At 68.5% G+C, this 24,111-nt stretch carries 27 protein-coding genes; 19 read left to right on the plus strand and 8 right to left on the minus strand.

What is annotated here, in order from left to right; genetic code table 11:
- Positions 1-110 precede the first annotated feature (110 nt).
- Positions 111-1,382, plus strand: coding sequence for a DUF3422 family protein (locus LOS8367_RS02005; RefSeq protein ID WP_085894762.1), 1,272 nt, complete (start codon positions 111-113; stop codon positions 1,380-1,382).
- Here the strand turns inward: LOS8367_RS02005 and LOS8367_RS02010 are convergent.
- Positions 1,363-2,004 carry a DUF1684 domain-containing protein gene (locus LOS8367_RS02010; protein WP_085894763.1) on the minus strand — a complete coding sequence of 214 codons (642 nt, stop codon included), beginning with the start codon at positions 2,002-2,004 and terminating at the stop codon, positions 1,363-1,365. The two genes, LOS8367_RS02005 and LOS8367_RS02010, sit on opposite strands and share 20 nt — an antisense overlap.
- A 101-nt stretch (positions 2,005-2,105) precedes the next feature.
- On the opposite strand from LOS8367_RS02010, the gene LOS8367_RS02015 reads away from it, so the two are divergent.
- Entirely contained in the window at positions 2,106-2,909 is an 804-nt protein-coding gene (locus tag LOS8367_RS02015; protein WP_085894764.1) for a glycosyl transferase, read from the plus strand.
- 101 nt (positions 2,910-3,010) lie between these two features.
- The gene (locus LOS8367_RS02020) at positions 3,011-4,174 is read left to right on the plus strand and encodes a M20 aminoacylase family protein (protein ID WP_085894765.1); all 1,164 of its coding nucleotides are present in this window, start codon (positions 3,011-3,013) and stop codon (positions 4,172-4,174) included.
- 15 nt (positions 4,175-4,189) lie between these two features.
- Here LOS8367_RS02020 and LOS8367_RS02025 read toward each other — a convergent pair whose 3' ends face one another.
- Genes LOS8367_RS02025 through moaA form a run of 4 tightly spaced genes read right to left on the minus strand, consistent with a single transcriptional unit; the run spans position 4,190 to position 8,098 of the window.
- The gene (locus LOS8367_RS02025) at positions 4,190-4,804 is read right to left on the minus strand and encodes a glycosyltransferase family 29 protein (RefSeq protein WP_085894766.1); all 615 of its coding nucleotides are present in this window, start codon (positions 4,802-4,804) and stop codon (positions 4,190-4,192) included.
- Positions 4,801-5,790 (minus strand): polysaccharide pyruvyl transferase family protein, encoded by a 990-nt coding sequence (locus LOS8367_RS02030; RefSeq protein WP_085894767.1) that lies wholly within the window; start codon positions 5,788-5,790, stop codon positions 4,801-4,803. The genes LOS8367_RS02025 and LOS8367_RS02030 overlap by 4 nt, the downstream gene beginning before the upstream one ends.
- Complete coding sequence (locus tag LOS8367_RS02035; protein WP_085894768.1) at positions 5,787-7,073, minus strand: 3-deoxy-D-manno-octulosonic acid transferase; 1,287 nt, start codon at positions 7,071-7,073, stop codon at positions 5,787-5,789. Before LOS8367_RS02035 ends, LOS8367_RS02030 begins: the two co-directional genes overlap by 4 nt.
- Positions 7,070-8,098, minus strand: a complete 1,029-nt coding sequence (gene moaA, locus LOS8367_RS02040) for a GTP 3',8-cyclase MoaA (protein WP_085894910.1) — start codon at positions 8,096-8,098, stop codon at positions 7,070-7,072. Before moaA ends, LOS8367_RS02035 begins: the two co-directional genes overlap by 4 nt.
- 105 nt (positions 8,099-8,203) lie before the next feature.
- On the opposite strand from moaA, the gene LOS8367_RS02045 reads away from it, so the two are divergent.
- Entirely contained in the window at positions 8,204-8,692 is a 489-nt protein-coding gene (locus LOS8367_RS02045; RefSeq protein WP_242665484.1) for a D-galactarate dehydratase, read from the plus strand.
- An 81-nt stretch (positions 8,693-8,773) separates the two neighbouring features.
- Here LOS8367_RS02045 and glmS read toward each other — a convergent pair whose 3' ends face one another.
- Positions 8,774-10,594, minus strand: coding sequence for a glutamine--fructose-6-phosphate transaminase (isomerizing) (glmS, locus tag LOS8367_RS02050; protein WP_085894770.1), 1,821 nt, complete (start codon positions 10,592-10,594; stop codon positions 8,774-8,776).
- A gap of 1 nt (position 10,595) precedes the next feature.
- Entirely contained in the window at positions 10,596-11,948 is a 1,353-nt protein-coding gene (gene glmU / locus LOS8367_RS02055; RefSeq protein ID WP_085894771.1) for a bifunctional UDP-N-acetylglucosamine diphosphorylase/glucosamine-1-phosphate N-acetyltransferase GlmU, read from the minus strand.
- 114 nt (positions 11,949-12,062) lie between these two features.
- Here glmU and LOS8367_RS02060 point away from each other — a divergent pair, with 114 nt between their 5' ends.
- Entirely contained in the window at positions 12,063-12,722 is a 660-nt protein-coding gene (locus LOS8367_RS02060) for an HAD-IA family hydrolase (RefSeq protein WP_085894772.1), read from the plus strand.
- A 114-nt stretch (positions 12,723-12,836) separates the two neighbouring features.
- Here LOS8367_RS02060 and LOS8367_RS02065 read toward each other — a convergent pair whose 3' ends face one another.
- Positions 12,837-13,304: a CreA family protein gene (locus LOS8367_RS02065; RefSeq protein WP_085894911.1), complete on the minus strand. Its 468-nt coding sequence runs from the start codon at positions 13,302-13,304 to the stop codon at positions 12,837-12,839.
- Between the two features lie 94 nt (positions 13,305-13,398).
- Between LOS8367_RS02065 and LOS8367_RS02070 the strand changes: the two genes are divergently transcribed.
- The 14 genes from LOS8367_RS02070 (at position 13,399) to LOS8367_RS02135 (ending at position 24,103) form a co-directional block, all read left to right on the plus strand.
- Complete coding sequence (locus LOS8367_RS02070) at positions 13,399-13,812, plus strand: DUF1622 domain-containing protein (protein WP_085894773.1); 414 nt, start codon at positions 13,399-13,401, stop codon at positions 13,810-13,812.
- 124 nt (positions 13,813-13,936) lie between these two features.
- Positions 13,937-14,302, plus strand: coding sequence for an NADH-quinone oxidoreductase subunit A (locus LOS8367_RS02075; RefSeq protein WP_085894774.1), 366 nt, complete (start codon positions 13,937-13,939; stop codon positions 14,300-14,302).
- Entirely contained in the window at positions 14,302-14,826 is a 525-nt protein-coding gene (locus LOS8367_RS02080; protein ID WP_085894775.1) for a NuoB/complex I 20 kDa subunit family protein, read from the plus strand. The genes LOS8367_RS02075 and LOS8367_RS02080 overlap by 1 nt, the downstream gene beginning before the upstream one ends.
- A gap of 55 nt (positions 14,827-14,881) precedes the next feature.
- Positions 14,882-15,499 (plus strand): NADH-quinone oxidoreductase subunit C, encoded by a 618-nt coding sequence (locus LOS8367_RS02085; protein WP_085894776.1) that lies wholly within the window; start codon positions 14,882-14,884, stop codon positions 15,497-15,499.
- A 3-nt stretch (positions 15,500-15,502) separates the two neighbouring features.
- Positions 15,503-16,729 carry an NADH-quinone oxidoreductase subunit D gene (locus LOS8367_RS02090; protein WP_085894777.1) on the plus strand — a complete coding sequence of 409 codons (1,227 nt, stop codon included), beginning with the start codon at positions 15,503-15,505 and terminating at the stop codon, positions 16,727-16,729.
- 68 nt (positions 16,730-16,797) lie between these two features.
- The gene (locus LOS8367_RS02095) at positions 16,798-17,136 is read left to right on the plus strand and encodes a hypothetical protein (protein ID WP_106535105.1); all 339 of its coding nucleotides are present in this window, start codon (positions 16,798-16,800) and stop codon (positions 17,134-17,136) included.
- 68 nt (positions 17,137-17,204) lie between these two features.
- Positions 17,205-18,281: an NADH-quinone oxidoreductase subunit NuoE gene (nuoE, locus tag LOS8367_RS02100; RefSeq protein ID WP_085894778.1), complete on the plus strand. Its 1,077-nt coding sequence runs from the start codon at positions 17,205-17,207 to the stop codon at positions 18,279-18,281.
- Between the two features lie 133 nt (positions 18,282-18,414).
- Positions 18,415-19,176, plus strand: coding sequence for a helix-hairpin-helix domain-containing protein (locus LOS8367_RS02105; protein WP_085894779.1), 762 nt, complete (start codon positions 18,415-18,417; stop codon positions 19,174-19,176).
- Positions 19,173-19,376, plus strand: a complete 204-nt coding sequence (locus tag LOS8367_RS02110) for a DUF5337 domain-containing protein (RefSeq protein WP_085894780.1) — start codon at positions 19,173-19,175, stop codon at positions 19,374-19,376. The genes LOS8367_RS02105 and LOS8367_RS02110 overlap by 4 nt, the downstream gene beginning before the upstream one ends.
- Before the next feature lie 4 nt (positions 19,377-19,380).
- Entirely contained in the window at positions 19,381-20,670 is a 1,290-nt protein-coding gene (gene nuoF / locus LOS8367_RS02115) for an NADH-quinone oxidoreductase subunit NuoF (protein WP_085894781.1), read from the plus strand.
- Complete coding sequence (locus LOS8367_RS02120; RefSeq protein WP_085894782.1) at positions 20,667-20,936, plus strand: putative antibiotic biosynthesis monooxygenase; 270 nt, start codon at positions 20,667-20,669, stop codon at positions 20,934-20,936. The genes nuoF and LOS8367_RS02120 overlap by 4 nt, the downstream gene beginning before the upstream one ends.
- 142 nt (positions 20,937-21,078) lie before the next feature.
- Entirely contained in the window at positions 21,079-21,489 is a 411-nt protein-coding gene (locus LOS8367_RS02125; protein WP_085894783.1) for a DUF5333 domain-containing protein, read from the plus strand.
- Positions 21,490-21,680: 191 nt separating this feature from the next.
- Positions 21,681-23,705, plus strand: a complete 2,025-nt coding sequence (gene nuoG / locus LOS8367_RS02130) for an NADH-quinone oxidoreductase subunit NuoG (RefSeq protein WP_085894784.1) — start codon at positions 21,681-21,683, stop codon at positions 23,703-23,705.
- A gap of 2 nt (positions 23,706-23,707) precedes the next feature.
- The gene (locus tag LOS8367_RS02135) at positions 23,708-24,103 is read left to right on the plus strand and encodes a YNQ4 family lipoprotein (protein WP_085894785.1); all 396 of its coding nucleotides are present in this window, start codon (positions 23,708-23,710) and stop codon (positions 24,101-24,103) included.
- Positions 24,104-24,111 lie beyond the last annotated feature (8 nt).

A 24,111-nucleotide genomic window follows, 5' to 3' on the forward strand; every position in this document is an offset into this window, starting at 1 on the left:
GCGCGGTATGCGAACGCATGCGCCAAGCAGCTGTTCATGCAACCCTTTCCCCTGTTTACACCGACAGGCCGCGCGGCCATCTTCCCTCGACGTCAATCGCCGGAGCCGCCATGACCCTCGCCGATCACCCGCTACGCCAGGAACTGGCCAACGAGCTGCATGCGCGGCCCTTTCCGAGCCTCATTGCGCCGGGGCAGGCGTCCTTCCTCGCGATCGGTCCGGCCGAAGGCGCGCCGCGCGACATCGAGGCCGAACGGGCGCATCTGCTGGCGCTGCTCGACTGGTTCGGAGCGCCGCACCCTCAGCCCGGTGCCACGCATTGGTCCGGCCAGATCGGGCGACACCGGCTGAAATGGGAGAGCCATACCGAGTTCGTCACCTACATGATCCTGAGCGACGGCCCCTCCGAGCCGCCGTTTCGCGACGGGCTGGCGGGGTTTCCCGCGGAATGGCTGGCGGCCATCCCGGGCCGGCGGCTCACCTCGGCCCTGATCCGTGTCGAACTCGCCACCGGCGAGGAAGAGATCGCGCGGCGGGCGGAATCGTGGTTCGTAGCCGAGAGCATGGCGATGAGCCGGGTGCTCGACGACCAGCTGATCGTCGCGGGGGATTTCCGCATCGATCCGGCGGGCCACATGCGCTTTGCCGTCTTCGCGCGCCCCGGTACGGGCGAGCGGCGGATCGGACGCGTGGTACAGCGGCTGTGCGAGATCGAGACCTACAAGACTATGGCGATGCTGGGTCTGGCGCAGGCCCGCGCCATGGGGCCGCGCATCGGGGCGCTGGAGACACGGCTGTCAGATCTCGTGGCCGAGATGGCGGCGGGTCCTGGCGATCCCGCCGCTACGCTTGCCGTACTGCTCGAAGTTTCGGCCGAGCTGGAGAAGCTGCGCGCGCAGTCGGGGTTCCGCTCGGGCGCCACGCGGGCCTACGAGACGCTGGTCAACCAGCGCATCGGCGTGCTGCGCGAGGGGCGCTTCGGCGGGCGGCAGACCTTCGCGGAGTTCATGATGCGCCGCTTCGACCCGGCGATGCGCACCGTCGAATCGACCGACCGCCGGCTCGCCGCCATGTCCGAACGGGCGGCCCGGGCAGGCGATCTGCTGCGCACCCGGGTCGATGTCGAACGCTCGGCCCAGAACCAGGCGCTGCTGGCCTCGATGGATCGCCGTGCCGACGCACAGCTCAGGCTGCAGCATACGGTCGAAGGGCTCAGCGTCGTGGCGATCAGCTATTACGCCGTCAGCCTCGCCACTTACCTGTTCGGGCCGCTGGCCTACCCCATGGGCATCGACAAGACGGCGCTGACGGCGGCGCTGGTGTTGCCGGTGGTTGCTCTGGTCTGGCTGATGCTGCAGCGGATCAGGAAGCGGCTCCACTAGGATCGCGTTCGCCCGCCTCGATCGCGGCCTCCAGCCGGTTTTCCGGCGGCGCCAGCGGGCAGACCCAGTCCGGGCTCCAGGCGCAGGAGGGCGAATAGGCGAAGTTGAAGTCGAGGATCAGCCGGCCCGACGCAGCGAGGCCCAGATCCGACGACTTGATCGCATCGATCGCGTAGCGTCCGCCGCCATAGCTGCCCGCGCCGCAGGTCGCGTCGCGGAACGGCAGGAACAGCCCGCCGCCATAGCCCTCGATCCACCACAGCGTCAGCTCGGTGCCGAGCCTGTCGCCGAGCCCTTCGGTGCGGGCGACCGGGCGGGCCTGCATGCGGCCATCTGGGCCCAGTTCGAAATCGATGGCCGGGCCATCCTGTGGCGCCAGCCCTACCTCGAAGCGCAGGCCGGGATCAAAGGGCCAGAGCGCGATGCCTTCGAACCGGGCCTTCTGATCGGCCGACAGCGGCGAGGCGGGGTGATCGCGAAACAGCCTCGAGCGGGTCTCGTGCCAAAGCCGCCATCCCGCCTGCGGGTCGGGTTCGGCGCGGATCGCGGCATAGAGATCGGCGATGCGGCGGCGCCAGTCGGCGGTCGCGTAGGGGGCGGGGATCGGGGGCAGGGCGTCCATTCGGGGCGATCTAGGCCGCGTCCTGCCCCTGCCCAGCGGCCGGCTGGCCGTTTGGCGCCCGCCGCGCTAGTTAGGCGCGAGGACGAGAAAGGGCGCACGCGATGATCAAGCAGGTGATCTGCATCAACTGGGGCACCAAGTACGGCGCGCCCTTCATCAACCGCCTCTACGGCATGGTGGCGCGCAACATCACGCCGCCCTTCAGCTTCACCTGCTTCACTGACAACCGCGAGGGCATCCGCCCGGAGGTGAACTGCGAGGACCTGCCGCCGCTCGATGTCGAGATGCCGAAGAACTCCAAGGGCATCTGGCCCAAGGCCCGGCTCTGGGGGCCGCGCCTCGGCGATCTCACCGGCCCGGTGCTGTTCATGGATCTCGACCTCGTCGTCACAGGCTCGCTCGACGATTTCTTCACGCATGGCGACCCCGACGACGTGATCCTGTCGCGCAACCCGAACACGCCGCTCGAGAAGCTGGGCCAGACCTCGGTGTTCCGTTTCCCGGTGGGCAAGCTGCTGCCGCTGCAGGAGCGATTCCGCGCCGACCCGCAGGGCATCGCCGACGAGTACCGCTTCGAGCAGCGCTTCGTGACCCGAAATGCGCCGGGCGGGGCCAAGCTGTTTCCCAAGGCCTGGGTCCGGCATTTCCGCATGCATTGCCGCAGGCCGTTCCCGCTCAACTACTTGGCCGCGCCCAAGCTGCCCACCGACGCACGCATCGTGATCTTTCCCGGCGGGCTGCATCCGAGCCACGCGATTGACGGGCATTACCCGCCCTATGCCCCCGACAGCGCTGGCGAGCATCTGCGGGGCCTGTTCTCGGACGTGCGGCAGGACCGGCCGCTGCGCTACCTGCGCCATTACATCCGACCCGCACCATGGGTGGGCGAGCACTGGCGTCCCTGAGGCGTCGCTGACGAAGCGGCAGCCCCGGCACCGGCTTGCACCGGGCCGCGCTTGGGCGCAGTCTCGCGCCGCACCCGAAATTCCGTCGTTGAGGACGCATCATGCCGATCAAGAACCGCTTCGCCGAGCTTCTGCCCGAGATCACCGCCTGGCGGCGCGACCTGCACGAGAACCCCGAGATCCTCTACGAGACGCACCGCACCTCCGGAATCGTGGCCGAAAGGCTACGCGCATTCGGCTGCGACGACGTGGTCGAGGGGCTGGGCCGCACCGGCGTTGTCGGCGTGATCCGGGGCAAAACCACGGGCTCGGGCAAGGTGATCGGCCTGCGCGCCGACATGGACGCGCTGCCGATTCATGAGCAGACGGGCAAGCCCTATGCCTCCAAGACCCCGGGCGCTATGCATGCCTGCGGCCATGACGGCCATACGGCGATGCTGCTGGGCGCGGCGAAATACCTCGCCGAAACGCGCAATTTCGACGGTACGGTGGTGGTCATCTTCCAGCCTGCCGAGGAGGGCGGCGGCGGCGGCCGCGAGATGTGCGCCGACGGTCTGATGGAGCGCTTCGGCATCCAGGAGGTCTATGGCATGCACAACTGGCCCGGCATCCCGCTGGGGCAGTTCGCGATCCGGCCCGGCGCCTTCTTCGCCTCGACCGACCAGTTCGAGATCACCATCGAAGGGAAGGGCGGCCACGCCGCCAAGCCGCACGAGACGGTCGATTCGACGCTCGTCGCCAGCCATGTTGTTCTTGCCCTGCAATCGATCGCCAGCCGCAACGCCGACCCGACCGAGCAGATCGTGGTCTCGGTCACCTCCTTCGAGACCTCGTCCAAGGCGTTCAACGTGATCGCCCAGCGGGTGCACATGAAGGGTACGGTCCGCACCATGTCGCCCGAGCTGCGCAAGCTGGGGCAGGAACGGCTCACCGCCATCGCCGAGACCACGGCGCGCGCCTACGGCGCCGAGGCGAAGGTCAACTACATGAAGGGCTACCCGGTGATGATCAACCACGGGGCCGAGACCGAGTTCGCGGCCGAAGTGGCGCGCGAGGTTTCCGGCGACTGCGCCGAGGCGCCGCTGATCATGGGCGGCGAGGATTTCGCCTACATGCTCGAGGAACGCCCCGGGGCCTACATCCTCGTGGGCAATGGCGACACGGCCTCGGTGCATCACCCCGAATACGATTTTTCTGACGAGGCGATCCCGGCGGGCTGTTCGTGGTGGGCGGGTGTCGTCGAGCGCCGGATGCCGGCGGCCTGATCTCAGGCCAGCATCTCAGGCCAGCGAAAAGCGCGGGTCGGCGGCGATGAGCGCCGCCACCCGGTCGCGCTCGGCGGCGAAATCATGCGGCACGTCAGCTGCGCCACGGCCGCCCGAGAGCGATTTCGACGCAAAGAAATCAAAGCCGTGAAGCCGTGCTGAGGCTAGATCCGAACGCGCGAGAAGATCGATGGCGAGCATGCCCGTCGTGGGGCGCGCGCCCAGTTCGTCGCGCAGCGCCGCCGCACGGATCGCGGGCAACAGCGCAAAGCCCGGCACTTGGGCTACGCGCCATGGCAGGCGCTTGCGCTTAGGCGTCATCCATAAAAGCAATTCGGGTGCCCGCGCCGCGATCGCTTCCTGTGGCACCGGGATCGACATGGCGAGCCAATCGGTACGTGTCCCATGCGAGGCGGGGTCCGGCATCGGCGCAGCGTTAAGGCGGATCACGATGTCGGCGGCGTCGATCTCCGCGCCTTGCGCCTTTTCGGCCAGCGACCGGGCGTTGCCGACCAGTGCCACGCGGCGCCCCGCGAGCCGCGACAGCAGCGCCGCTTCGGACAGCCCGAGCCGCGACAGTCGCGTCTCGTCACCGCGCCGCTTGGCGATCTCGAACACGATCCTGTTCACGAGGCCCCTCCAGCCAGCGCCGCGATGTCCGCATAGAGCGTTTCGGCCTGGCGCTGGGCCATCTTGCGAAAGGCACGGATCGCCGACAGTTCGCTCTGGGTGAAGGCGGCTGTTTCAGGGGGTGGCGACAGCGCGTCCGCCTGCAGCAGCCGCGCGGCCCCGAGATCCGCATCCGCGAGCAAGCGCTCGATCTTCGAGGCGTTGGAGCCGAGCGCCAGGAAAGGTGTTTCCGTCAGCATCGACAGGCAGACGGCGTGAAACCTTCCCGTGATGTGCAGCTCGGCACGGGCGATGCGATCGAGATAGGCGGTCTCGTCGGCCGGCATCTCCAAGGGCGGAAGGCCGAGCCCCTCGTACCATGCCGCCGCCAGCGCCGCGCGGGCCGGCGCAAACCGCCAGAGCCCAGCGGACAGCGTCTTGGTCGGCACCAGCGTCGCATTGGAGAGGTGGGAGGCCGCGCGACCCAGCACCCGGCGGGGGCCGGGCTTCACGCTGTCGCCGACGATCACCCCGTGACGGTGTGCGGCACCGGTGCTGGCGGGGGCGGAGAGCGAAAGATCGGGCAGCCATCGCACCTCCTGTCCAGTAGCCTCCGACATGCTGCGGGCGCTGGTGCTGTCGCGCGCGGCGATCAGGTCGAAGCGGGACAGCGGCGCGGACCAGCTTTCCGGATTGTCCTGCCAGAGCGCGTTCACGAGCGCGAGCGGCGTATGGCCCCGCGCGGGGTGCCCGCCCAGATCGAGCAGGCGGGCACCGGCCGGACGACCATGATGCAGCGTGCCCTCGCCATTGACGACGATCACATGCGCGGCGCGCATCGCGTCGAGGAAACCCGTATCCGAGGCCCAGTCGTGCCTTGCCGGGCTGCGGGCGGTGACCGTCAGGCCATGGCGCTCAAGCCCTTCCACGAGAAGCCGCATCACCCGCGCGCAGCCGTGATGATAGCGGGTCGAAGTGTCGTTGAGGATCACGGCGCGCAGGGTCATTGCACCGCCTTAGAGGAAGGATCGTCCGGCGCAACCCGCTCGGACATGAGTTGCCGCAGCGCCGCCAGCGTCCTTGGTCGCGCCTGACCGCGATCCGACATGATCCGACGTGCCGCAGCGCGCATGGTGTCGAGCTCGGGCGCGCCGATCAGCTCTGCCACCGCGTCACCGAATGCCTGCGCCTCGGCCACCTCGCGGGCCGCACCACCCGCGTCGAGCGCCGCATGGGCCTGCTGGGCATTGCCGACGCGCGGCCCGTGCAGCAGCGCGGCCCCCAGCGCCGCCGCCTCCCACGGGTTGTGCCCGCCCTGCGGGCCGAAGGAGCCGCCGAGAAACACCAGAGGCGCGAGGCGATAGATCAGCCCGGTCTCGCCCAGCCGGTCCACCAGCCAGATCTCGGCCTGGCCCGGGGTCTCGCCGCGCGACACACCGAGCCCGGCCTGTTCCAGCGCCCGCGCCACGGTCTCGCCCCGGTCGGGATGGCGCGGCGCGAGGATCAGCCGAAGGCCCGGATGCCGCTCGCGCGCCGCCAGATGCGCCTTGATCACCGCGGGCTCGTCCTCGGCATGGGTGGAAACGGCGGCCCAGAGCGGGGCGCCGTCGAACTCCGCGCGCAGGGCGGCGAGTCGTGCCGGATCGGCGGGCAGGGGGGCGGCGGCGGATTTCAGATCGCCGGGCGCGAGGACCGTGCTTTCGGGCAGGCCGAGCGAGACGATCTCCTCGCGCACCGCCTCGCTCTGCGTGGTGACGAGGTCGAACCGCGCCAGCATCGCGGCGCTGAGCCTCGGCGCCCGGACCCGCGACCGCGAGGGGCGGGCATTAAACAGGGCCAGCGGCACCCGTCGCGCCGAAGTTTCGGCCAACAGGCGTGGCCAGAGGTCTCCCTCCACGAAGCAGGCGAGATCGGGGCGCCAATGATCGAGGAATCGTCGGGTCGCGCGGGCGGTATCGAGCGGTTGGTATTGGTGCAGCGCACCTTCGATGGCACGCGCCCGCACTCCGCCTGTCGTGGTCGTGGTGGTGACGAGGACGTGGTTCCCCTCGTCCATGAGATCACGGGCGAGCTCGGCCACCGAGGCAACCTCGCCGACCGAGGCGGCATTGATCCAGATAAGGCGGCCTTGCGGACGGGGAAGACCGGCTCGACCCAGCCGCTCGCCCAAGCGGGCGGGGGCGGAGTTCTGGCCGCGATGCACGCGGCGCGCCAAGGCGAACTCGGCCATGCGCGGCAGCGCCAGCGTTCCCCCGAGCCAGAGCCGCAGCGGCCAGGGCTCAGCACTCATCCGCCGGTATGGCTCATGTGACGGCTGACCCGGCCCGATACCTCCTGCCGGTCATAGTCGAAATCATGCCCCTTGGGCTTGAGTGCGATGGCGGCGCGGATCGCCTGCTCGAGCCCGGCATCACCCTCGCTCGCACGCAGCGGGCCGCGCAGGTCGGAATGGCCCTCCTGCCCGAGACAGGTATAGATCTCGCCGGTGCAGGTGACCCGCACCCGGTTGCAGCTTTCGCAGAAATTATGGCTCATCGGGGTGATGAAGCCGACGCGCTGGCGCGTCTCTCCGAGCATGACATAGCGCGCCGGACCGCCGGTGCGGTCGGGCAGATCGTGCAGCGAGTAACGCTCACCCAGCGTCTCCCGCAGTTCGCGCAGGTTCCAGTACTGGCCGATCCGGTCCTCATTGCCGATATCGCCCATCGGCATGACCTCGATGAAGGTCAGGTCCATGCCGCGCGCGGCGCAGAACTCGGACAGTGTGAACAACTCGTCTTCGTTGAAGCCCTTGAGCGCGACGGTATTGATCTTGACCCTGAGCCCGGCGGCCAGCGCCGCGTCGATGCCATCCAGTACCTGAGGCAGGCGCCCCCAGCGGGTAACGCGGGCGAACTTGGCCTCGTCGAGCGTGTCGAGCGAGACGTTCACCCGCCGCACGCCCGCCGCATAAAGCTCGGTCGCATATTTGCCGAGCTGGCTGCCATTGGTGGTCAGCGTCAGTTCCTTGAGCGCGCCCGATTCGAGATGGCGGGTCATGGAGCGGAAGAACTCCATGATGTTGCGCCGCACCAGGGGCTCGCCGCCGGTAATGCGCAGTTTTTCGACCCCGAGCCGCACGAAAGCCGAGCAGAGCCGGTCCAGCTCTTCGAGTGTCAGCAGCTCGGCCTTGGGCAGGAACTGCATCTTCTCGGACATGCAGTAGACGCAGCGAAAGTCGCAGCGATCGGTGACCGAAACCCGCAGGTAGCGGATCGCCCTCGCGAAGGGATCGATCAGCGGAGCTGCCGGGGGCGGAACGGGTGCGATTGTCATGGCGCGAAGGTAGGGTCGGGAGGAGGTGATGGCAAGCAAACTGCCGGTGAACTCCGGGCCGTACAGGCACTTGTCCGGACAGGGCGCGCCGCTATCCTCCAGCGCATGACACGCCTCATGATCCCCACCGCCCTCGCCGCGCTCGGTCTCCTGTCCGCCTGCGCAGAGATGCAACAGGCCAGCGCCCCCTCTGCGGCCCCGGCATCGGAGGCCACCGCCGCCGCGCCGCAACCGGCGGTACAAAGCGCGCCACCGCCGCCGCCCGAGGCCGCAAGCGCGGCCGCGCTCGATACCACGACGCCGGAACAGCGCGCGGCGGCCACGGCGGCGCCGGAACCTGCGGGCGAGCAGAGGCTCGGCACCACCATCGCCTCGCTGGGATCGCCCGCCGATCCGGGGCTCTGGATCGAGACGCCCTTGGTGAGCAGCGTCACGCAGGGCAGGGTCGAGGCGGCGAATGGCAAATCGGTGAAGCTCGAACTGCGCCCCTCGGGCGGGGCTGCCGGGTCGGGCAGCGAGATCAGCCTGCCGGCGATGCGCTTGCTGGAGGTGTCGCTGACTTCGCTGCCGGAACTGACGGTCTATAGCGGCTGAGCGCCAACCGGCCGGGTTTGCGGGCGATGCTTTTTGACGAGATGTAAAAAGGGGGGCATGTCTGCCCCCCTTTTTTTCGTCTCACTCGACGGTGACGGATTTGGCGAGGTTGCGGGGCTGGTCGACATCGGTGCCCTTGGCCACGGCGGTGTGGTAGGCGAGGAGCTGCGCGGGCAGGGCGTAGAGGATCGGTGCCCAGAGCGGGTCGATCTCGGGCAGGGTGATTACCTCCCAAGCGCCCTCGCCGGCGATCCGCGCGCCGGTGGCGTCGGTGATCAGCAGCACCTTGCCGCCGCGCGCCATCACCTCCTGCATGTTCGACACGGTCTTGTCGAACAGCTCGTCATGCGGCGCCATGACGATCACCGGCACGTGCTCGTCGACCAGCGCGATGGGGCCGTGCTTGAGTTCGCCCGACGCGTAAGCTTCGGCGTGGATGTAGCTGATTTCCTTGAGCTTCAGCGCGCCTTCCAGCGCCAGAGGATACATCCTGCCCCGGCCGAGGAACAGGATGTCGCGGGCCTCGGAAAGCCCGCGCGCGACGCGCTGGCACTCGGCTTCGATGGTCAGCCCCTGATGGATCAGCCCGGGCAGCTCGCGCAGGCCGCGCAGATGAGCGGCGAGTTCGGCGGCGTCGAGCGTGCCGCGCTGCCGCGCCGCCTCGAGCGCCAGGGTCCCCAGCACCAGGAGCTGGCAGGTGAAGGCCTTGGTCGAGGCGACGCCGATCTCGGCGCCAGCAAGGATCGGCAGCGCGAGGTCGCTGTCGCGCGCGATCGAGCTCTCGGTGACGTTGACCACCGACAGGATGCTGTCGGCGCGGCCCTTGGCGTAGCGCAGCGCCGCCAGCGTGTCGGCGGTCTCGCCCGACTGGCTGACGAAGAGCGCGGCCGACCGGGCCGGGACCGGGGGCTCGCGGTAGCGGTATTCCGAGGCGACGTCGATCTCGACGGGCAGCCGCGCCACCTGCTCGAACCAGTACTTCGCGACGTTGCAGGCGTAGAAGGCGGTGCCGCAGGCAACCAGCGTCAGCCGGTCGATCGCGGTGAAGTCGATGCCGGGCTCGGGCAGGGCGATCTGGCCCTCGGGCGTCAGGTAATGCCCCAGCGCCTCGGCCAGCACGCGGGGCTGCTCGGCGATCTCCTTGGCCATGAAGTGCTTGTGCCCGGCCTTGTCGACCTGTGCCGCCGCCTGGGCGATGCGCTTCTCGGGGCGCGAGACCTCGCGGCCCTGCGCGTCGAAGATCACCACGCCCGCGCGGGTCACCTCGGCGCGGTCGCCTTCCTCGAGATAGGTGATCCGGTCGGTCAGGTTGCCGAGCGCGATCGCGTCCGAGCCCACGAACATCTCGCCCTCGCCATGGCCGATGGCCAGCGGGCTGCCCTTGCGCGCGGCGATCAAGAGGTCGGGCTCGCCCTCGAACAGGAAGCACAGCGCATAGGCGCCCTCGAGCTTGGCGATGGTGGCCGCCGCCGCTTCGCGCGGCGCCATGCCACGGTCGAGATGCAGCTGGCAGATCAGCGCCACGGTCTCGGTGTCGGTGTCGGTCGCGGTGCCGATCCCCGCCTCGGACAGTTCGGCGCGCAGCGCCCGGTAATTCTCGATGATGCCGTTATGGACCACGGCCACGCGGGCCCCGGCATGGGGATGCGCGTTGGCCTCGGTCGGCGCGCCATGGGTGGCCCAGCGGGTGTGGCCGATGCCCGCGAGACCGCGCAGCGGCTCATGCACCAGCTTGTCGGACAGGTTCACCAGCTTGCCGACGGCCCGGCGGCGGTCGAGACGGCCCTCGTCCAGCGTCGCGATGCCGGCGCTGTCATAGCCGCGATATTCGAGCCGGCCGAGCGCCTCGACCAGAAGCGGTGCGGCCTCGTGTGTTCCCAATACGCCGACGATCCCACACATCTCAGTTATCCTTGGTCTTGGCGGCCTTCGCGGCGCGCAGCTTCTCGAAGAACCGGGTCGCGAAGCCCGGCTTGTTGTCCTGGCGCGCCCGGCCCACGGCCATGTCGCCCGCCGGCACGTTGTGGGTCACCACCGTGCCGGTCGCGGTCATCGCGCCGTCGCCCAGCGTCACCGGCGCCACCAGCATGGTGTTGGAGCCGATGAAGGCGTCGCGGCCCACCGTGGTGCGGTGCTTGAACACCCCGTCATAGTTGCAGGTGATCGTGCCCGCGCCGACATTGGTGCCGGCGCCGATATCGGCATCGCCCAGATAGGTCAGGTGGTTGATCTTGGCGCCGGTGCCGATCTGCGCGTTCTTGATCTCGACGAAGTTGCCGACATGCACCTCCTCGGCCAGCTCGGCGCCGGGGCGCAGCCGGGCGAAGGGGCCGACGGTCGCGCCGCGCGAGACGTGGCAGCCCTCGAGATGCGAAAAGGCGCGGATCCGCGCGCCGCTCTCCACCGTCACGCCGGGGCCGAACACCACGTTGGGCTCGATCACCGTGTCGCGGCCCACCACCGTGTCGCGCGCGAAACTCACCGTCTCCGGCGCCACCAGCGTCACCCCGTCCTCCATCGCCTCCGTCCGGGCCCGGGACTGGAACGCGGCCTCGGCGGCGGCCAGCTCGGCGCGGGTGTTGATGCCCAGCGTCTCGGCCTCGTCGCAGCGCACCACCTCGGCCCCGAGCCCGGCTTCGCGCGCGAGGCCCACGATGTCGGTCAGGTAATACTCGCCCGCGGCGTTGTCGTTGGTCACCCGGTCGAGCAGGGTAAACAGCGTCTCGCGATCCGCGGCGATCACGCCGGAATTGCACAGGGTGATGCCGCGGGTGGCCGCGTCGGCGTCCTTGAACTCGACGATCCGCTCGAGGCTGTCGCCCGATGTCACCAGCCGCCCGTAGCGGCCCGGATCGGCGGCCTCGAAGCCCAGCACCACGACATCGGCACGGGTCCGGGCCCGGCGCATCGCCTCCAGCGTCTCGGGCCGGATGAAGGGCGTGTCGCCGTAGAGCACGATCACGTCGCCCGAAAAGCCCTCGAGCGCGGCGCGGGCCTGGCGCACCGCGTGGCCGGTGCCATCCTGGCTTTCCTGGCGCACCGTGACGACGCCCGCGTCGAAGCCGGTCGCCGCGCGCTCCACGGCCTCGGCGCCATGCCCCGCCACGACGATCATCCGCGACGGCTCCAGCGCCATGCCGGCCGCCATCGCGTGATGCAGCAGCGGGGCGCCCCCGATCTCGTGCAGGACCTTCGGCAGGTCCGAATTCATCCGCGTGCCCCGACCCGCGGCCAGAACGATCAGTGCCGTGCCCATTGCTGCCCCTCTTGTTGCTTGATCCGACTTCTACTAGCCGCATCTAGGGGCACAAGCCCGATGGCCCACCGGCGGGATCAATTACCGCTACGCATCATTACAGGGGAGGTGCCCATGCGCGCCGTGATCTTCGACCTTGACGGCACGCTCGCCGAAACCAGCGGCGATCTGATCGCGGCCGCCAATCGTTGTTTCGAGGATCTCGGCCTCGGACCGCTGCTCGACCCGCGCGAGGATGCCGCCACTGCCATGCATGGTGCGCGCGCCATGCTGCGGCTGGGGCTCAGCCGGGTCGGCGAGGTCGAGGAGGCCGAGGTCGATCGGCAGTATCCCCGGCTGCTCGCCTATTACGAGGAGGAGATCGACCGGCATTCGACGCTGTTTCCCGGCGCGATCGAGGCGATCGCGGAGTTGAAGCGGCTCGGCCATCCGGTGGCGATCTGCACCAACAAGCCCGAGGCGCTGGCCGAGAAGCTGATGACCCGGCTCGGCGTGCGCGAACATTTCGTCTGCCTCGTCGGGGCGGACACGCTGACGATGCGCAAGCCCGATCCCGAATGCCTGCGCGAAACCGTGCGACGCGCGGGCGGCGATCCGGCGCATTGTGTGCTGGTGGGGGATACCGAGACCGACCGGATCACGGCCCGCGCCGCCGGCGTGCCGTCGATCCTTGTGAAGTTCGGCCCCAACGGCCATCGCACGGCGGATCTGCATCCGGAGGCGCTGATCGGTCATTACGACGAGTTGGTGGCGGCGGTGCAGGCGCTGGGTTGAGGCCACTGCTCGGTGGGGATGACGTCTCCCTGGAGCCCGCGGCGATGGCGCGATAGGGTTCGATGCCTGTGCCGCCATACGCCACGGGCCTCCTGTCCGCCAGGCGCAGCGTCTCTACTGCGCGGCTTCGGTGTCGTAGAGGGGGATCGTCGAAAGCGACATCTTGGCCGAGCCCTGGGTCAGTTCGCTGCCATGGGCGAGGTAGACCAGCACCTGGTTCGTCTCGTCATAGATGCGGGTGATCCTGAGCGATTTCAGGATGATTGAGCGGCTTTCGCGGAACACCGCCTCGCCGCCGCGCGAGCGGTCGATGTCGCCCAGCGTGATCGGCCCGGTCTGGCGGCAGTCGATCGAGGCGTTGGACGGGTCCTCGAACCAGTTGCCCTGGCTGAGGCGGTCGATCACGGAGCGTTCGAAATAGGCGATGTGGCAGGTCACCCCCTCGACATCCGGGTCGGGAATCGCTTCGACGATGACGTCGTTGCCGACCCAGTCGACGCCGACCTTGCCGACGATCTCGGCATGGGCGGTGGCAGGGATGAGGGCGAGGGCGAGCGCGGCGAGGCGGAACATGCGTGTCATGCGCGGCCAACGCGGCGCGGCGGGGCGGGTTCCGCCGGCTTGACCGAAGCCGAGGCCGGGCCAGTTGCGGGGCAATGTGGAAGGGAGGCCGGTCATGGGGTCGATCTGGGAGTTCGGATCCGAAGGCGGCGTGCTGCATCACCATCTCGGCTGGCTGGTGAGCGCGCTTGAATGGGTCGCGGCCATCATCGATCTCTTCGCCATCGCGCTGCTGCTGGTGGGGGCGGTGCGCTTCATCATCGGCGTGAGCTGGGCCGAGATCCGGCGCGAGGACGCGGCACGGGTGCGCGGCGTCAACCGGGAGCGGATCGAACTGGGCCGCTACATCCTCGCCGGGCTGGAGCTGTTCATCGTTTCGGACATCATCCACACCGCGCTCAGCCTCGAACTCGCCGATCTGGTGTTCCTCGGGCTTCTGGTGATCATCCGCTCGCTGATCTCCTTCTTCCTCGACCGCGAGCTGGAGCAGGTAAAGCACGAGTTGAGCCGAAATTCCGGCGATGACTGAGGCCGGGCGACGCCGCCGCGCGCATCGGACGCATCTCCGGGGTGCCGGGCTCGGTTGACCCTTCCCGGACCGGGGTTTATGGATCGCCCAATCGATCGACAGCTCCCGCGCGAAAGGACCCGACGTGGAACTGCTTCTTGCGGAATACCTTCCCATCCTGATCTTCCTCGGCCTTGCCATCGGCTTGGGTGCGATCCTGATCCTCGCCGCCGTCGTGCTTGCCGTGCGCCGGCCCGACCCGGAGAAGGTCTCGGCCTACGAATGCGGCTTCAACGCCTTCGACGACGCGCGGATGAAGTTCGACGTGCGGTTCTATCTCGTCTCGATCCTGTTCATCATCTTCGACCTCGAAGTGGCCTTCCTGTTCCCATGGGCGGTGGCCTTCGGCGAGGTGTCGATGCTGGCGTTCTGGTCGATGATGGTGTTCCTCGGCGTGCTGACCATCGGCTTCGCCTACGAATGGAAGAAGGGGGCTCTCGAATGGGAGTGATGACCGGCGCCAATACGGCAGGGGCCGACCGCGAGGTCGCCACGCAGAACCTCAACCGCGAGCTGACCGACAAGGGCTTCCTCGTCACCTCGACCGCGGACATGATCAACTGGGCGCGCACCGGCTCGCTGCACTGGATGACCTTCGGTCTGGCCTGCTGCGCCGTCGAGATGATGCACACCTCGATGCCGCGCTACGATCTCGAACGCTTCGGCACCGCGCCGCGCGCCTCCCCGCGCCAGTCCGACCTGATGATCGTCGCCGGCACGCTGACCAACAAGATGGCTCCGGCGCTGCGCAAGGTCTATGACCAGATGCCCGAGCCGCGCTACGTGATCTCGATGGGCAGCTGCGCCAATGGCGGCGGCTATTACCATTACAGCTACTCGGTGGTGCGCGGCTGCGACCGGATCGTGCCCGTGGACGTCTACGTTCCCGGCTGCCCGCCGACCGCCGAGGCGCTACTCTACGGAATCCTGCAGCTGCAGCGCAAGATCCGCCGCACCGGCACGATCGTCCGCTGAGGCCCCGCCGGCGCGACCACGCGCCGGCCAAGACCATTTTTTCGGGGGAATCGCCATGAGCGAGGCACTGAACGACCTGGGCGCGCATCTCGAAGCCAAGCGACCCGACTGCGTGACCGGTTGGGAGATCGCCTTCGGCGAGCTCAACGTCACCGTGACGCCAGAGGCGATCCCCGGTTTCGTCGAGCTGCTGAAGACCGACCCGACCTGCCGCTTCTCGACGCTCGTCGACATCACCGCCGTGGACTACCCCGGCCGCGAGAAGCGCTTCGACGTGGTCTACCACTTCCTGTCCATGTACCAGAACCAGCGCATTCGTGTGCGCGCGCAGGTGCGCGAGGACGAGATGGTGCCCTCGATCATCGAGATCCACCCCTCGGCCAACTGGTTCGAGCGCGAGGTGTTCGACATGTTCGGCATCCTGTTCTCGGGCCATCCGGACCTGCGCCGGATCCTCACCGATTACGGCTTCCGCGGCTTCCCGCTGCGCAAGGACTTCCCGACCACGGGCTATACCGAGGTGCGCTTCGACGAAGTTCAGAAACGGGTGGTCTACGAGCCGGTGAAGCTGGTGCAGGAATACCGCCAGTTCGATTTCATGAGCCCGTGGGAAGGCGCGCAATACGTGCTTCCGGGGGATGACAAGGCTGCCGAAACCGGCGCGAAGGGGTAAGTCATGGACGGCTCGACCATCAACGCCAAGGGCTTCGAAGACACGAAGACCGGCGAGCAGAAGATCCGCAACTTCAACATCAACTTCGGGCCCCAGCACCCGGCGGCGCACGGCGTGCTGCGCCTCGTGCTCGAGCTCGACGGCGAGATCGTCGAGCGCTGCGATCCGCATATCGGCCTGCTGCATCGCGGCACCGAGAAGCTGATGGAAAGCCGCACCTACCTGCAGAACCTGCCCTATTTCGACCGGCTCGACTACGTGGCGCCGATGAACCAGGAGCATGCCTGGTGCCTGGCCATCGAGCGGCTGACCGGCACCGAGGTGCCGCGCCGCGCCTCGCTGATCCGCGTGCTCTATTCCGAGATCGGCCGGGTTCTCAACCACCTGCTCAACGTCACCACCCAGGCCATGGATGTCGGCGCGCTGACGCCGCCGCTGTGGGGCTTCGAAGAGCGTGAGAAGCTGATGGTGTTCTACGAGCGGGCCTCGGGCGCGCGCCTGCACGCAGCCTACTTCCGGCCCGGCGGCGTGCATCAGGACCTGCCGCCCGAGTTGATCGAGGACATCGATGCCTGGGCCGCGGGCTTCCCGGCCTTCCTCGACGACATCGACGGGCTGCTGACCGAGAACCGCATCTTCAAGCAGCGCAACGTCGACATCGCCGTGGTGACCGAGCAGGAAGCGACCGATTGGGGCTTTTCCGGCGTGATGGTGCGCGGCTCGGGCCTCGCCTGGGACCTGCGTCGCGCGCAGCCCTACGAATGCTACGACGAGTTCGACTTCCAGATCCCGGTCGGCAAGAACGGCGATTGCTATGACCGTTATCTCGTGCGGATGGCCGAGATGCGCGAGTCGACCAAGATCATCCGTCAGGCCTGCGAGAAGCTTCGCCATGAAAAGGGCGACGTGCTGGCGCGTGGCAAGGTCACGCCGCCGACCCGCACCGACATGAAGACCTCGATGGAAGCCTTGATCCATCACTTCAAACTCTACACCGAGGGCTTCCACGTGCCCGCGGGAGAGGTCTACGCCGCGGTCGAAGCGCCCAAGGGCGAGTTCGGCGTCTATCTCGTGGCCGACGGCTCCAACAAGCCGTACCGTGCCAAGCTGCGCGGGCCGGGCTACCTGCATCTGCAGGCGATGGACCACGTGGCTTCGGGCCACCAGCTCGCCGACGTGGCGGCGATCATCGGCACAATGGACATCGTGTTCGGCGAGGTCGACCGCTGAGGCGGCGATCCGAGGCAACCGGCCGGCGGCACTGCCATCGGCCCCAGACAGGACGGGGACGTTCGAAGATGACGGCGATGCGGATGATGATGGGTTTCGTGGCGCTCGGCGCGCTTGGGGCCTGCACGGCCGGGGCGCAGATCGGCGGCATCGGGGCGCAGGGGCGCGTCGGCAGCGTCGGCCCCGCCGCCGCCGCGGCAGCGCCGATGGCACCGGCCGACCGGCTCGTCGCCGCGATCGAGGCGCAGGGCTGCGTGATCACCTCCGACAACGTGGCGCAGGTGCTGCTCAAGGCGAACCTCACGCAGCAGCAGCTGCTGGAAATCGCGCCGCAGCTCTCCGCCCAGGGCCGCGCCGAGGTCTCCGATGGTGGCACCATCCGGGTGTTGACCGAGAACTGCATCTGAGGGCGCGCGCCCTCCTGACATGATCCGCGCCGCCCGACGGGGGGCGCCCAGAACACCGGAACGAGCGAATGCTGCGCAGACTTCACCCCGAACAGCCCGAGAGCTTCGCCTTCACCCCGGCCAACCAGGCCTGGGCCGAGGCGCAGATCACGAAATATCCCGAGGGGCGTCAGGCCAGCGCGGTGATCCCGCTGCTGTGGCGCGCGCAAGAACAGGAAGGCTGGCTGTCGCGCCCTGCGATCGAGGAAGTCGCGCGGATGCTCGACATGGCCTATATCCGGGTGCTCGAGGTCGCGACCTTCTACTTCATGTTCCAGCTGCAGCCCGTGGGCTCGGTTGCGCATATCCAGGTCTGCGGCACGCTGTCCTGCATGCTCTGCGGCTCCGAGGACCTGATGAAGGTCTGCCAGGAGAAGATCGCGAAGAAGCCGCACGAGATTTCGGCCGATGGCAAGTTCTCCTGGGAAGAAGTCGAGTGTCTCGGCGCCTGCGCCAACGCGCCGATGGCGCAGATCGGCAAGGACTACTACGAGGACCTGACCACCGAGCGGCTGGCCGAGATCATCGACGAGATGGCCGCGGGCCGCGTGCCGACGCCCGGCCCGCAGAACGGCCGCTACGCCGCCGAGCCGATCGACAACCTGACCTCGCTGGCCGAGGGCGCCGAGAACCGTGACGAGCACAACGCCGCCGTCGCGCTCGCCGTGAAGCTGGGCGACACGATCAAGCGGATCGACGGCACCGAGGTGCCCCTGACCACGCCATGGCAGCGCCAGGACGATCACGAAGCCGAAGGCTACGAGGATCCGCAGGAGCCGATGCCGGCGCATGACCGGCCGGCGGATGCGTCCGGCGTCACCGAGCAGGAGGCCCCGGCCTCGAGCGCGGCCAAGCCGGTCTCCGCCGATTTCCCGGCCGAGGAGCCGCAGGACGCGACCGCCGGTAACGAGGCGCCCGAGGGCGGCAAACCGATCGCGCCGTCGGGCGAGGCCGCGCCGGCGACCGATGCCGAAGACGCGACCGACGACAAGACCGGGACCGCCGACCCGGCGGCACCGGGCGGCGTCTACAACGCGCCCCGGACGCAGAAGCCCGGCGATCCCGCCAAGGATGGCCAGCCCAAGAAGCCTTCGAAAGACGAGTGATGCCAAAGCGCGCTGCCGGATCGGAGCGGAGGGCACGCGGGCCGGTTCGGCCCGCGCATCCGTTTGATTCGACGGCGTTGCGTCCTATGACGAATGACGGGGCGCTAGGCTCCGGCCATCTGGAGGACGCGGCATGAACAACATCGGAAACTGTCGGACCATCAGCATCGGCGGCGCGGCGATTGGCGGGCTGCTGTTGTGGATCCTGCTCGCCTTGGGCGAGCGTGGCTGGTTCTCGTCGCTCCTCATCGCGGCGCTGATCGCCGTGGCGGCGGCGCTGTTGCTTCTGGCGCTGGTCTGCCGCGACGAGGTCGAGGACATGGCCGCCGCGAGCCCGGCACCGCTCGATCAGAAGACCACCGCTCCCGAGACCGAGGCCGTTCCTGCTGCGACCGCCGCGACGGAGGAGACGCCCGCACCGGCGTCATCGCCGGCCGAGGACACGGGCGGCCGCACGGCCTCCAGCGCCGCGCCGGGGCAGGGCGGCAAGCCGGTCGTGAACGACACGGCGGTGCTCGACGACGGCGATGCGGAAGCAGAGAGCCGTGAAGATGACCTCGGCGAGGAAGTCGCGCGCACCCAGTCTCTCGACCGCGAAGCCGAGGCTGCGGGGGAGCCTGACATGCCCGACGGGGTCGCCGCCGACCTGCGCGAGAAGCCCGAACTGCTCGACGCGCCGCAAGGCCAGCCCGACGATCTCAAGCAGCTGCGCGGCGTCGGCCCGCGGCTCGAGGAACAGCTGAACCGTCTCGGCGTCTGGCATTTGCGCCAGATCGCCTCCTGGGGCGAGGGCGAGGCGGCCTGGATCGACGATCATCTCGAGGGGTTCAAGGGCCGGATCCAGCGTGACGACTGGATCGGTCAGGCCCGTGAATTGACGAAGGACGAGGCATGAGCGGCGCGGCAGGTCGACGCGCGGCGCTCGTGCTCGCCGGCACCGGCGTGTTCTGGGTGATCGCGATTTTCGCGGGCAACGCCCTCGACCTGCCGCATCGCTGGCGCGGATTGTTCGACCTGATGGCCCTTGCGGGGTTCGTCATGGGATTGTGGATGACATATCAAACCTGGCGCGCGCGCCAGGACGACGAAAGGTGAGCCGATGCTCAAGGATCAGGACCGCATTTTCACCAACATCTACGGGATGCACGACCGCACGCTGAAGGGCGCGCGGGCCCGTGGCCATTGGGACGGCACCGGCGACATCATCAAGAAGGGCCGCGACTGGATCGTCGAGCAGATGAAGGCGTCCGGCCTGCGTGGTCGTGGCGGCGCGGGCTTCCCGACCGGTCTGAAGTGGTCCTTCATGCCCAAGGAAAGCGACGGGCGGCCCGCCTATCTCGTCGTCAACGCCGACGAATCCGAGCCCGGCACCTGCAAGGACCGGGAGATCATGCGTCACGATCCGCACACGCTGATCGAGGGCTGCCTGATCGCCTCCTTCGCGATGAACGCGCATGCGAGCTACATCTACCTGCGCGGCGAGTACATCCGCGAACGCGAGGCGCTGCAGCAGGCGATCGACGAGTGCTACGACGCAGGCCTTCTGGGCCGCAACGCCGCCGGGTCGGGCTGGGATTTCGATCTCTACCTGCATCACGGCGCCGGCGCCTATATCTGCGGCGAGGAGACGGCGTTGCTCGAAAGCCTCGAGGGCAAGAAGGGCATGCCGCGCATGAAGCCGCCCTTCCCGGCGGGGGCTGGCCTCTATGGCTGCCCGACCACGGTGAACAACGTCGAATCCATTGCCGTCGCGCCGACCATCCTGCGTCGTGGGCCGGAATGGTTCGCGGGCTTCGGCCGTCCGAACAACACCGGCACCAAGCTCTTCGCGATCTCGGGCCACGTCAACAAGCCCTGCGTGGTCGAGGAGGAGATGTCGATCTCCTTCAAGGAGCTGATCGACAAGCATTGCGGCGGCATCCGCGGCGGCTGGAAGAACCTCAAGGGGGTGATTCCGGGCGGCTCCTCGGTGCCGGTGCTGCGCGCCGAAACCATGGAAGACGCGATCATGGATTTCGACTGGCTGCGCGAACAGCGTTCCGGCCTCGGCACCGCCGCCGTCATCGTGATGGACCAGTCCACCGACATGGTGAAGGCGATCTGGCGGCTGTCGAAATTCTACAAGCACGAGAGTTGCGGCCAGTGCACGCCCTGCCGTGAAGGCACCGGCTGGATGATGCGGGTGCTCGAGCGGATGGTGCGCGGCGACGCGGCGATCGAGGAGATCGAGATGCTGCTCGACGTGACCAAGCAGGTCGAGGGTCACACCATCTGCGCGCTCGGCGACGCCGCCGCATGGCCGATCCAGGGCCTGATCCGCAACTTCCGCGACGAGATCGAGGACCGTATTCGCGGTCGTGGCGTCGCGGCGACCATCGCGGCCCAATGACCTGGCGCGACCAGGCGCTGAAGAATTTCGGCGTCTGGCTCGCGGTCTACCCGGCGGTCCTGATCTCCAGCTACCTGTTCTCGTGGCTGGCGCCGGGGGTGCCGCTCTGGCTGGAGATCCTGATCTCCACCGCCTTCACGGTGCCGCTCATCTCCTATGTGGCGGTGCCGTGGGTCGAAAAGCGCCTCGCCCATGCCAAGGGTGAGAGCGCGGCCGAGCTGAAGCGCGAGGAAGCCGAACAGGCAGAGGGCGGCCGCGACGCCTGAGGGCCGGGCGGCGATCCGCCATCGCGAGGCCCCTCTCCACAGCGTGATATTGAATATCGGCCTTCCGGGGCCAAGCTCTCGGCCAGAAGCGCCGGACGGGGGCGAGCAGGCCCCGGAACCGGCCCGATAGGAGAGACCACGCATGACCATCCCGCATCTCGCGCGCACCGCCGCGCTGATCCTCGGCTTTACCATCGCAGCGGGCGCGACGGCGGCGCTGCCGGCGCTGCGCGAGAACGCCAAGATCCGCGACGGGCTGATTTCCACCGCCATCGCCTACGAGATCGGCCGCAAGTGCGACAGCCTCGACTCGCGTTGGCTGACCGGCATCGGCTTTCTCAACTCGCTCCGGAGCCACGCCCTGGATCTGGGCTATACCCGCGCTCAGATCAGCGCCTTCATCGACGACGAGGAGGAAAAGGATCGGCTCGAGGCCGAGGCCCGGGCCCTCTTGCGCGAAAAGGGCGGGGTCGAGGGCGACTGGGAGACCTATTGCGAGGTCGGCCGCCGCGAGATGGCGGCGGGCAGCCGGATCGGCACGCTGCTTCAGTAACCTGTCGGCGATCCGACCGATGATGGGCTGTGCGCGCGTGCCGCAGCCCATCCACGCGCCGGAGCGGCATTTTCCCCGTTCCGGCGCGTGGATGCGTCTGGCATCGCCGGGCGAGCCGCGTTAGAACCCCCCTCGATCGCAGCCCCCGACCCGGAGGCATGCGTCCGACGCGAGGAAAGGGGCGGCCTGCCATGTCCGATTTGCGCAAAGTCAGCATCGACGGAAAGGTCATCGAGGTGCCGGGGGCGATGACGCTCATCCAGGCCTGCGAGACCGCGGGGATCGAAATCCCCCGTTTCTGCTATCACGAGCGGCTGAGCATCGCCGGCAATTGCCGCATGTGTCTCGTCGAGGTCGTGGGCGGCCCGCCGAAGCCCGCCGCCTCCTGCGCCATGCAGGTCAAGGATCTGCGGCCTGGGCCCGAGGGCGCGCCGCCGCAGGTCAAGACCAACTCGCCGATGGTCAAGAAGGCCCGCGAGGGGGTGATGGAGTTCCTGCTCATCAACCACCCGCTCGATTGCCCGATCTGCGACCAGGGCGGTGAATGCGACCTGCAGGACCAAGCGATGGCCTACGGCGTCGACTTCTCCCGCTACCGCGAGCCCAAGCGCGCGACCGAGGATCTCGATCTCGGCCCGCTGGTCGAGACGCACATGACGCGCTGCATCTCCTGCACCCGCTGCGTGCGCTTCACCACTGAGGTGGCCGGCATTTCCCAGATGGGCCAGACCGGGCGCGGCGAGGATGCGGAGATCACTTCCTATCTCGGCCAGACGCTCGATTCGAACCTGCAGGGCAACATCATCGACCTGTGCCCGGTGGGCGCGCTGGTTTCCAAGCCCTACGCCTTCAACGCCCGGCCCTGGGAACTGACCAAGACCGAGACCATCGACGTGATGGACGCGCTCGGCTCGTCGATCCGCGTGGACACCAAGGGCCGCAAGGTGATGCGGATCCTGCCGCGCAACCATGACGGCGTGAACGAGGAATGGCTGTCGGACAAGGCGCGCTTCGTCTGGGACGGGCTCGCGCGCCAGCGTCTCGACACGCCCTATATCCGTGAGAACGGCAAGCTGCGTAAGGCCGACTGGCCCGAGGCTCTGGCCGCCGCTGCCGCTGCCATGAAGGGCAAGCGGGTGGTCGGCCTCGTGGGCGATCTCGCCCCGACCGAGGCCGCCTTCGCGCTCAAGCAGTTGATCGAGGGGCAGGGCGGCGTCGTCGAATGCCGCACCGATGGGGCGAAGCTGCCCGCGGGCAACCGCTCGGCCTATGTCGGCACGGCGCGGATCGAGGATCTCGACACCGCCAAGCACATCATGCTCGTCGGCACCAACCCCGCAGCCGAGGCGCCGGTGCTCAACGCGCGGATCCGTAAGGCGTGGCTCGCCGGGGCGAATGTAGGCCTGGTCGGCGAACCCGTCGACCTGACTTACGACTACACCCATGTCGGCACCGGCCGCGGGCCGCTGTCCCGGACCATCGAGCACAAGTTCACCCGAATTCTCGACGAGGACTCGGTCGTCATCGTGGGGCAGGGGGCGCTGACCGGCGCCGACGGCGAGGCCGTGCTGTCCTATGCGATGGAGCTGGCGAGCCGGACCAAGAGCAAGTTCATGGTTCTGCACTCGGCCGCGAGCCGAGTGGGCGCCATGGATGTCGGCGCCACCTCCGAGGGCGGCGTCGAGGCCGCGCTCGAGGGTGCCGAGGTGATCTACAACATGGGTGCCGACGAGATCGCGCTGCCCTCGGGCGCCTTCGTGATCTACCAGGGCAGCCATGGCGATCGGGGTGCGCATCGCGCCGACCTGATCCTGCCCGCGGCCGCCTGGGTCGAGGAGCAGGGGCTCTTCGTCAACACCGAAGGGCGCCCGCAACTCGCCCTGCGCGCCGGCTTTGCACCGGGCCAGGCCAAGGAGAACTGGGCGATCCTGCGCGCGCTTTCGGCCGAGCTGGGTGCGACCCAGCCTTGGAACAGCCTCGCGCAGCTGCGGCAGGCGCTGGTGGCCGCGCATCCGCATCTGGCGCGGATCGACGAGGTGGCCGAGAACGATTGGCAACCGCTGGAACTCGGCTCGATGGACGAGGCGCTCGGCGATTTCGAGAGCATCGTCGCCGAGCACTACCTGACCAACCCCATCGCCCGTGCCAGCGAGCTGATGGGCGAGCTTGCGGGCAATGCCCGCACCCGCCGGCAGCAGAAGATCGCGGCCGAGTGAGGATGCGGGCCGCCCTCCTCCTTCCCCTGGCGGCCCTGGTGGCCGGCTGCGCCGAGGCGGATGCCGCGGCGGGGCGGGGGGAGCGCGGCGCGCCGCGGCATGACGGCGTCGAGACGCGGCTGCTCGACGGCGACCTCGTGAACTTCCACGTCGCGATGAGCGGCGGCGCCAAGGCCGAGGACGTGATCGCCTATGCGGAATGTGCGGCGGCGCAATATGCGCTGATCCGGGGCTATGGATTTGCCCGTCATGTCCGCACCCAACTCGATGAATCGGCTGGAAACTGGCGCGCCGATGCTGTTTACACCATCTCGCCGGCCCTGCCTGAGGGGCTGCGCACGATCGATGCCGAAGTCACCGTCCAGAACTGCGGACTGAACGGCATCCCGACGGTCTGAGGGAAGCA

Source organism: Limimaricola soesokkakensis (genome assembly GCF_900172345.1).
GTDB classification, from domain to species: Bacteria; Pseudomonadota; Alphaproteobacteria; order Rhodobacterales; family Rhodobacteraceae; genus Limimaricola; species Limimaricola soesokkakensis.

What these genes read in the sequence shown, in the direction of transcription:
- LOS8367_RS02005 (WP_085894762.1), top strand. Translation starts at nt 111, where the DNA reads ATGACCCTCGCCGATCACCCGCTACGCCAGGAACTGGCCAACGAGCTG.
- LOS8367_RS02010 (WP_085894763.1), bottom strand. Translation starts at nt 2,004, where the DNA reads ATGGACGCCCTGCCCCCGATCCCCGCCCCCTACGCGACCGCCGACTGG.
- LOS8367_RS02015 (WP_085894764.1), top strand. Translation starts at nt 2,106, where the DNA reads ATGATCAAGCAGGTGATCTGCATCAACTGGGGCACCAAGTACGGCGCG.
- LOS8367_RS02020 (WP_085894765.1), top strand. Translation starts at nt 3,011, where the DNA reads ATGCCGATCAAGAACCGCTTCGCCGAGCTTCTGCCCGAGATCACCGCC.
- LOS8367_RS02030 (WP_085894767.1), bottom strand. Translation starts at nt 5,790, where the DNA reads ATGACCCTGCGCGCCGTGATCCTCAACGACACTTCGACCCGCTATCAT.
- LOS8367_RS02035 (WP_085894768.1), bottom strand. Translation starts at nt 7,073, where the DNA reads ATGAGTGCTGAGCCCTGGCCGCTGCGGCTCTGGCTCGGGGGAACGCTG.
- moaA (WP_085894910.1), bottom strand. Translation starts at nt 8,098, where the DNA reads ATGACAATCGCACCCGTTCCGCCCCCGGCAGCTCCGCTGATCGATCCC.
- LOS8367_RS02045 (WP_242665484.1), top strand. Translation starts at nt 8,204, where the DNA reads ATGACACGCCTCATGATCCCCACCGCCCTCGCCGCGCTCGGTCTCCTG.
- glmS (WP_085894770.1), bottom strand. Translation starts at nt 10,594, where the DNA reads ATGTGTGGGATCGTCGGCGTATTGGGAACACACGAGGCCGCACCGCTT.
- glmU (WP_085894771.1), bottom strand. Translation starts at nt 11,948, where the DNA reads ATGGGCACGGCACTGATCGTTCTGGCCGCGGGTCGGGGCACGCGGATG.
- LOS8367_RS02060 (WP_085894772.1), top strand. Translation starts at nt 12,063, where the DNA reads ATGCGCGCCGTGATCTTCGACCTTGACGGCACGCTCGCCGAAACCAGC.
- LOS8367_RS02065 (WP_085894911.1), bottom strand. Translation starts at nt 13,304, where the DNA reads ATGACACGCATGTTCCGCCTCGCCGCGCTCGCCCTCGCCCTCATCCCT.
- LOS8367_RS02070 (WP_085894773.1), top strand. Translation starts at nt 13,399, where the DNA reads ATGGGGTCGATCTGGGAGTTCGGATCCGAAGGCGGCGTGCTGCATCAC.
- LOS8367_RS02080 (WP_085894775.1), top strand. Translation starts at nt 14,302, where the DNA reads ATGACCGGCGCCAATACGGCAGGGGCCGACCGCGAGGTCGCCACGCAG.
- LOS8367_RS02085 (WP_085894776.1), top strand. Translation starts at nt 14,882, where the DNA reads ATGAGCGAGGCACTGAACGACCTGGGCGCGCATCTCGAAGCCAAGCGA.
- LOS8367_RS02090 (WP_085894777.1), top strand. Translation starts at nt 15,503, where the DNA reads ATGGACGGCTCGACCATCAACGCCAAGGGCTTCGAAGACACGAAGACC.
- LOS8367_RS02095 (WP_106535105.1), top strand. Translation starts at nt 16,798, where the DNA reads ATGACGGCGATGCGGATGATGATGGGTTTCGTGGCGCTCGGCGCGCTT.
- nuoE (WP_085894778.1), top strand. Translation starts at nt 17,205, where the DNA reads ATGCTGCGCAGACTTCACCCCGAACAGCCCGAGAGCTTCGCCTTCACC.
- LOS8367_RS02105 (WP_085894779.1), top strand. Translation starts at nt 18,415, where the DNA reads ATGAACAACATCGGAAACTGTCGGACCATCAGCATCGGCGGCGCGGCG.
- LOS8367_RS02110 (WP_085894780.1), top strand. Translation starts at nt 19,173, where the DNA reads ATGAGCGGCGCGGCAGGTCGACGCGCGGCGCTCGTGCTCGCCGGCACC.
- nuoF (WP_085894781.1), top strand. Translation starts at nt 19,381, where the DNA reads ATGCTCAAGGATCAGGACCGCATTTTCACCAACATCTACGGGATGCAC.
- LOS8367_RS02120 (WP_085894782.1), top strand. Translation starts at nt 20,667, where the DNA reads ATGACCTGGCGCGACCAGGCGCTGAAGAATTTCGGCGTCTGGCTCGCG.
- LOS8367_RS02125 (WP_085894783.1), top strand. Translation starts at nt 21,079, where the DNA reads ATGACCATCCCGCATCTCGCGCGCACCGCCGCGCTGATCCTCGGCTTT.
- nuoG (WP_085894784.1), top strand. Translation starts at nt 21,681, where the DNA reads ATGTCCGATTTGCGCAAAGTCAGCATCGACGGAAAGGTCATCGAGGTG.
- LOS8367_RS02135 (WP_085894785.1), top strand. Translation starts at nt 23,708, where the DNA reads ATGCGGGCCGCCCTCCTCCTTCCCCTGGCGGCCCTGGTGGCCGGCTGC.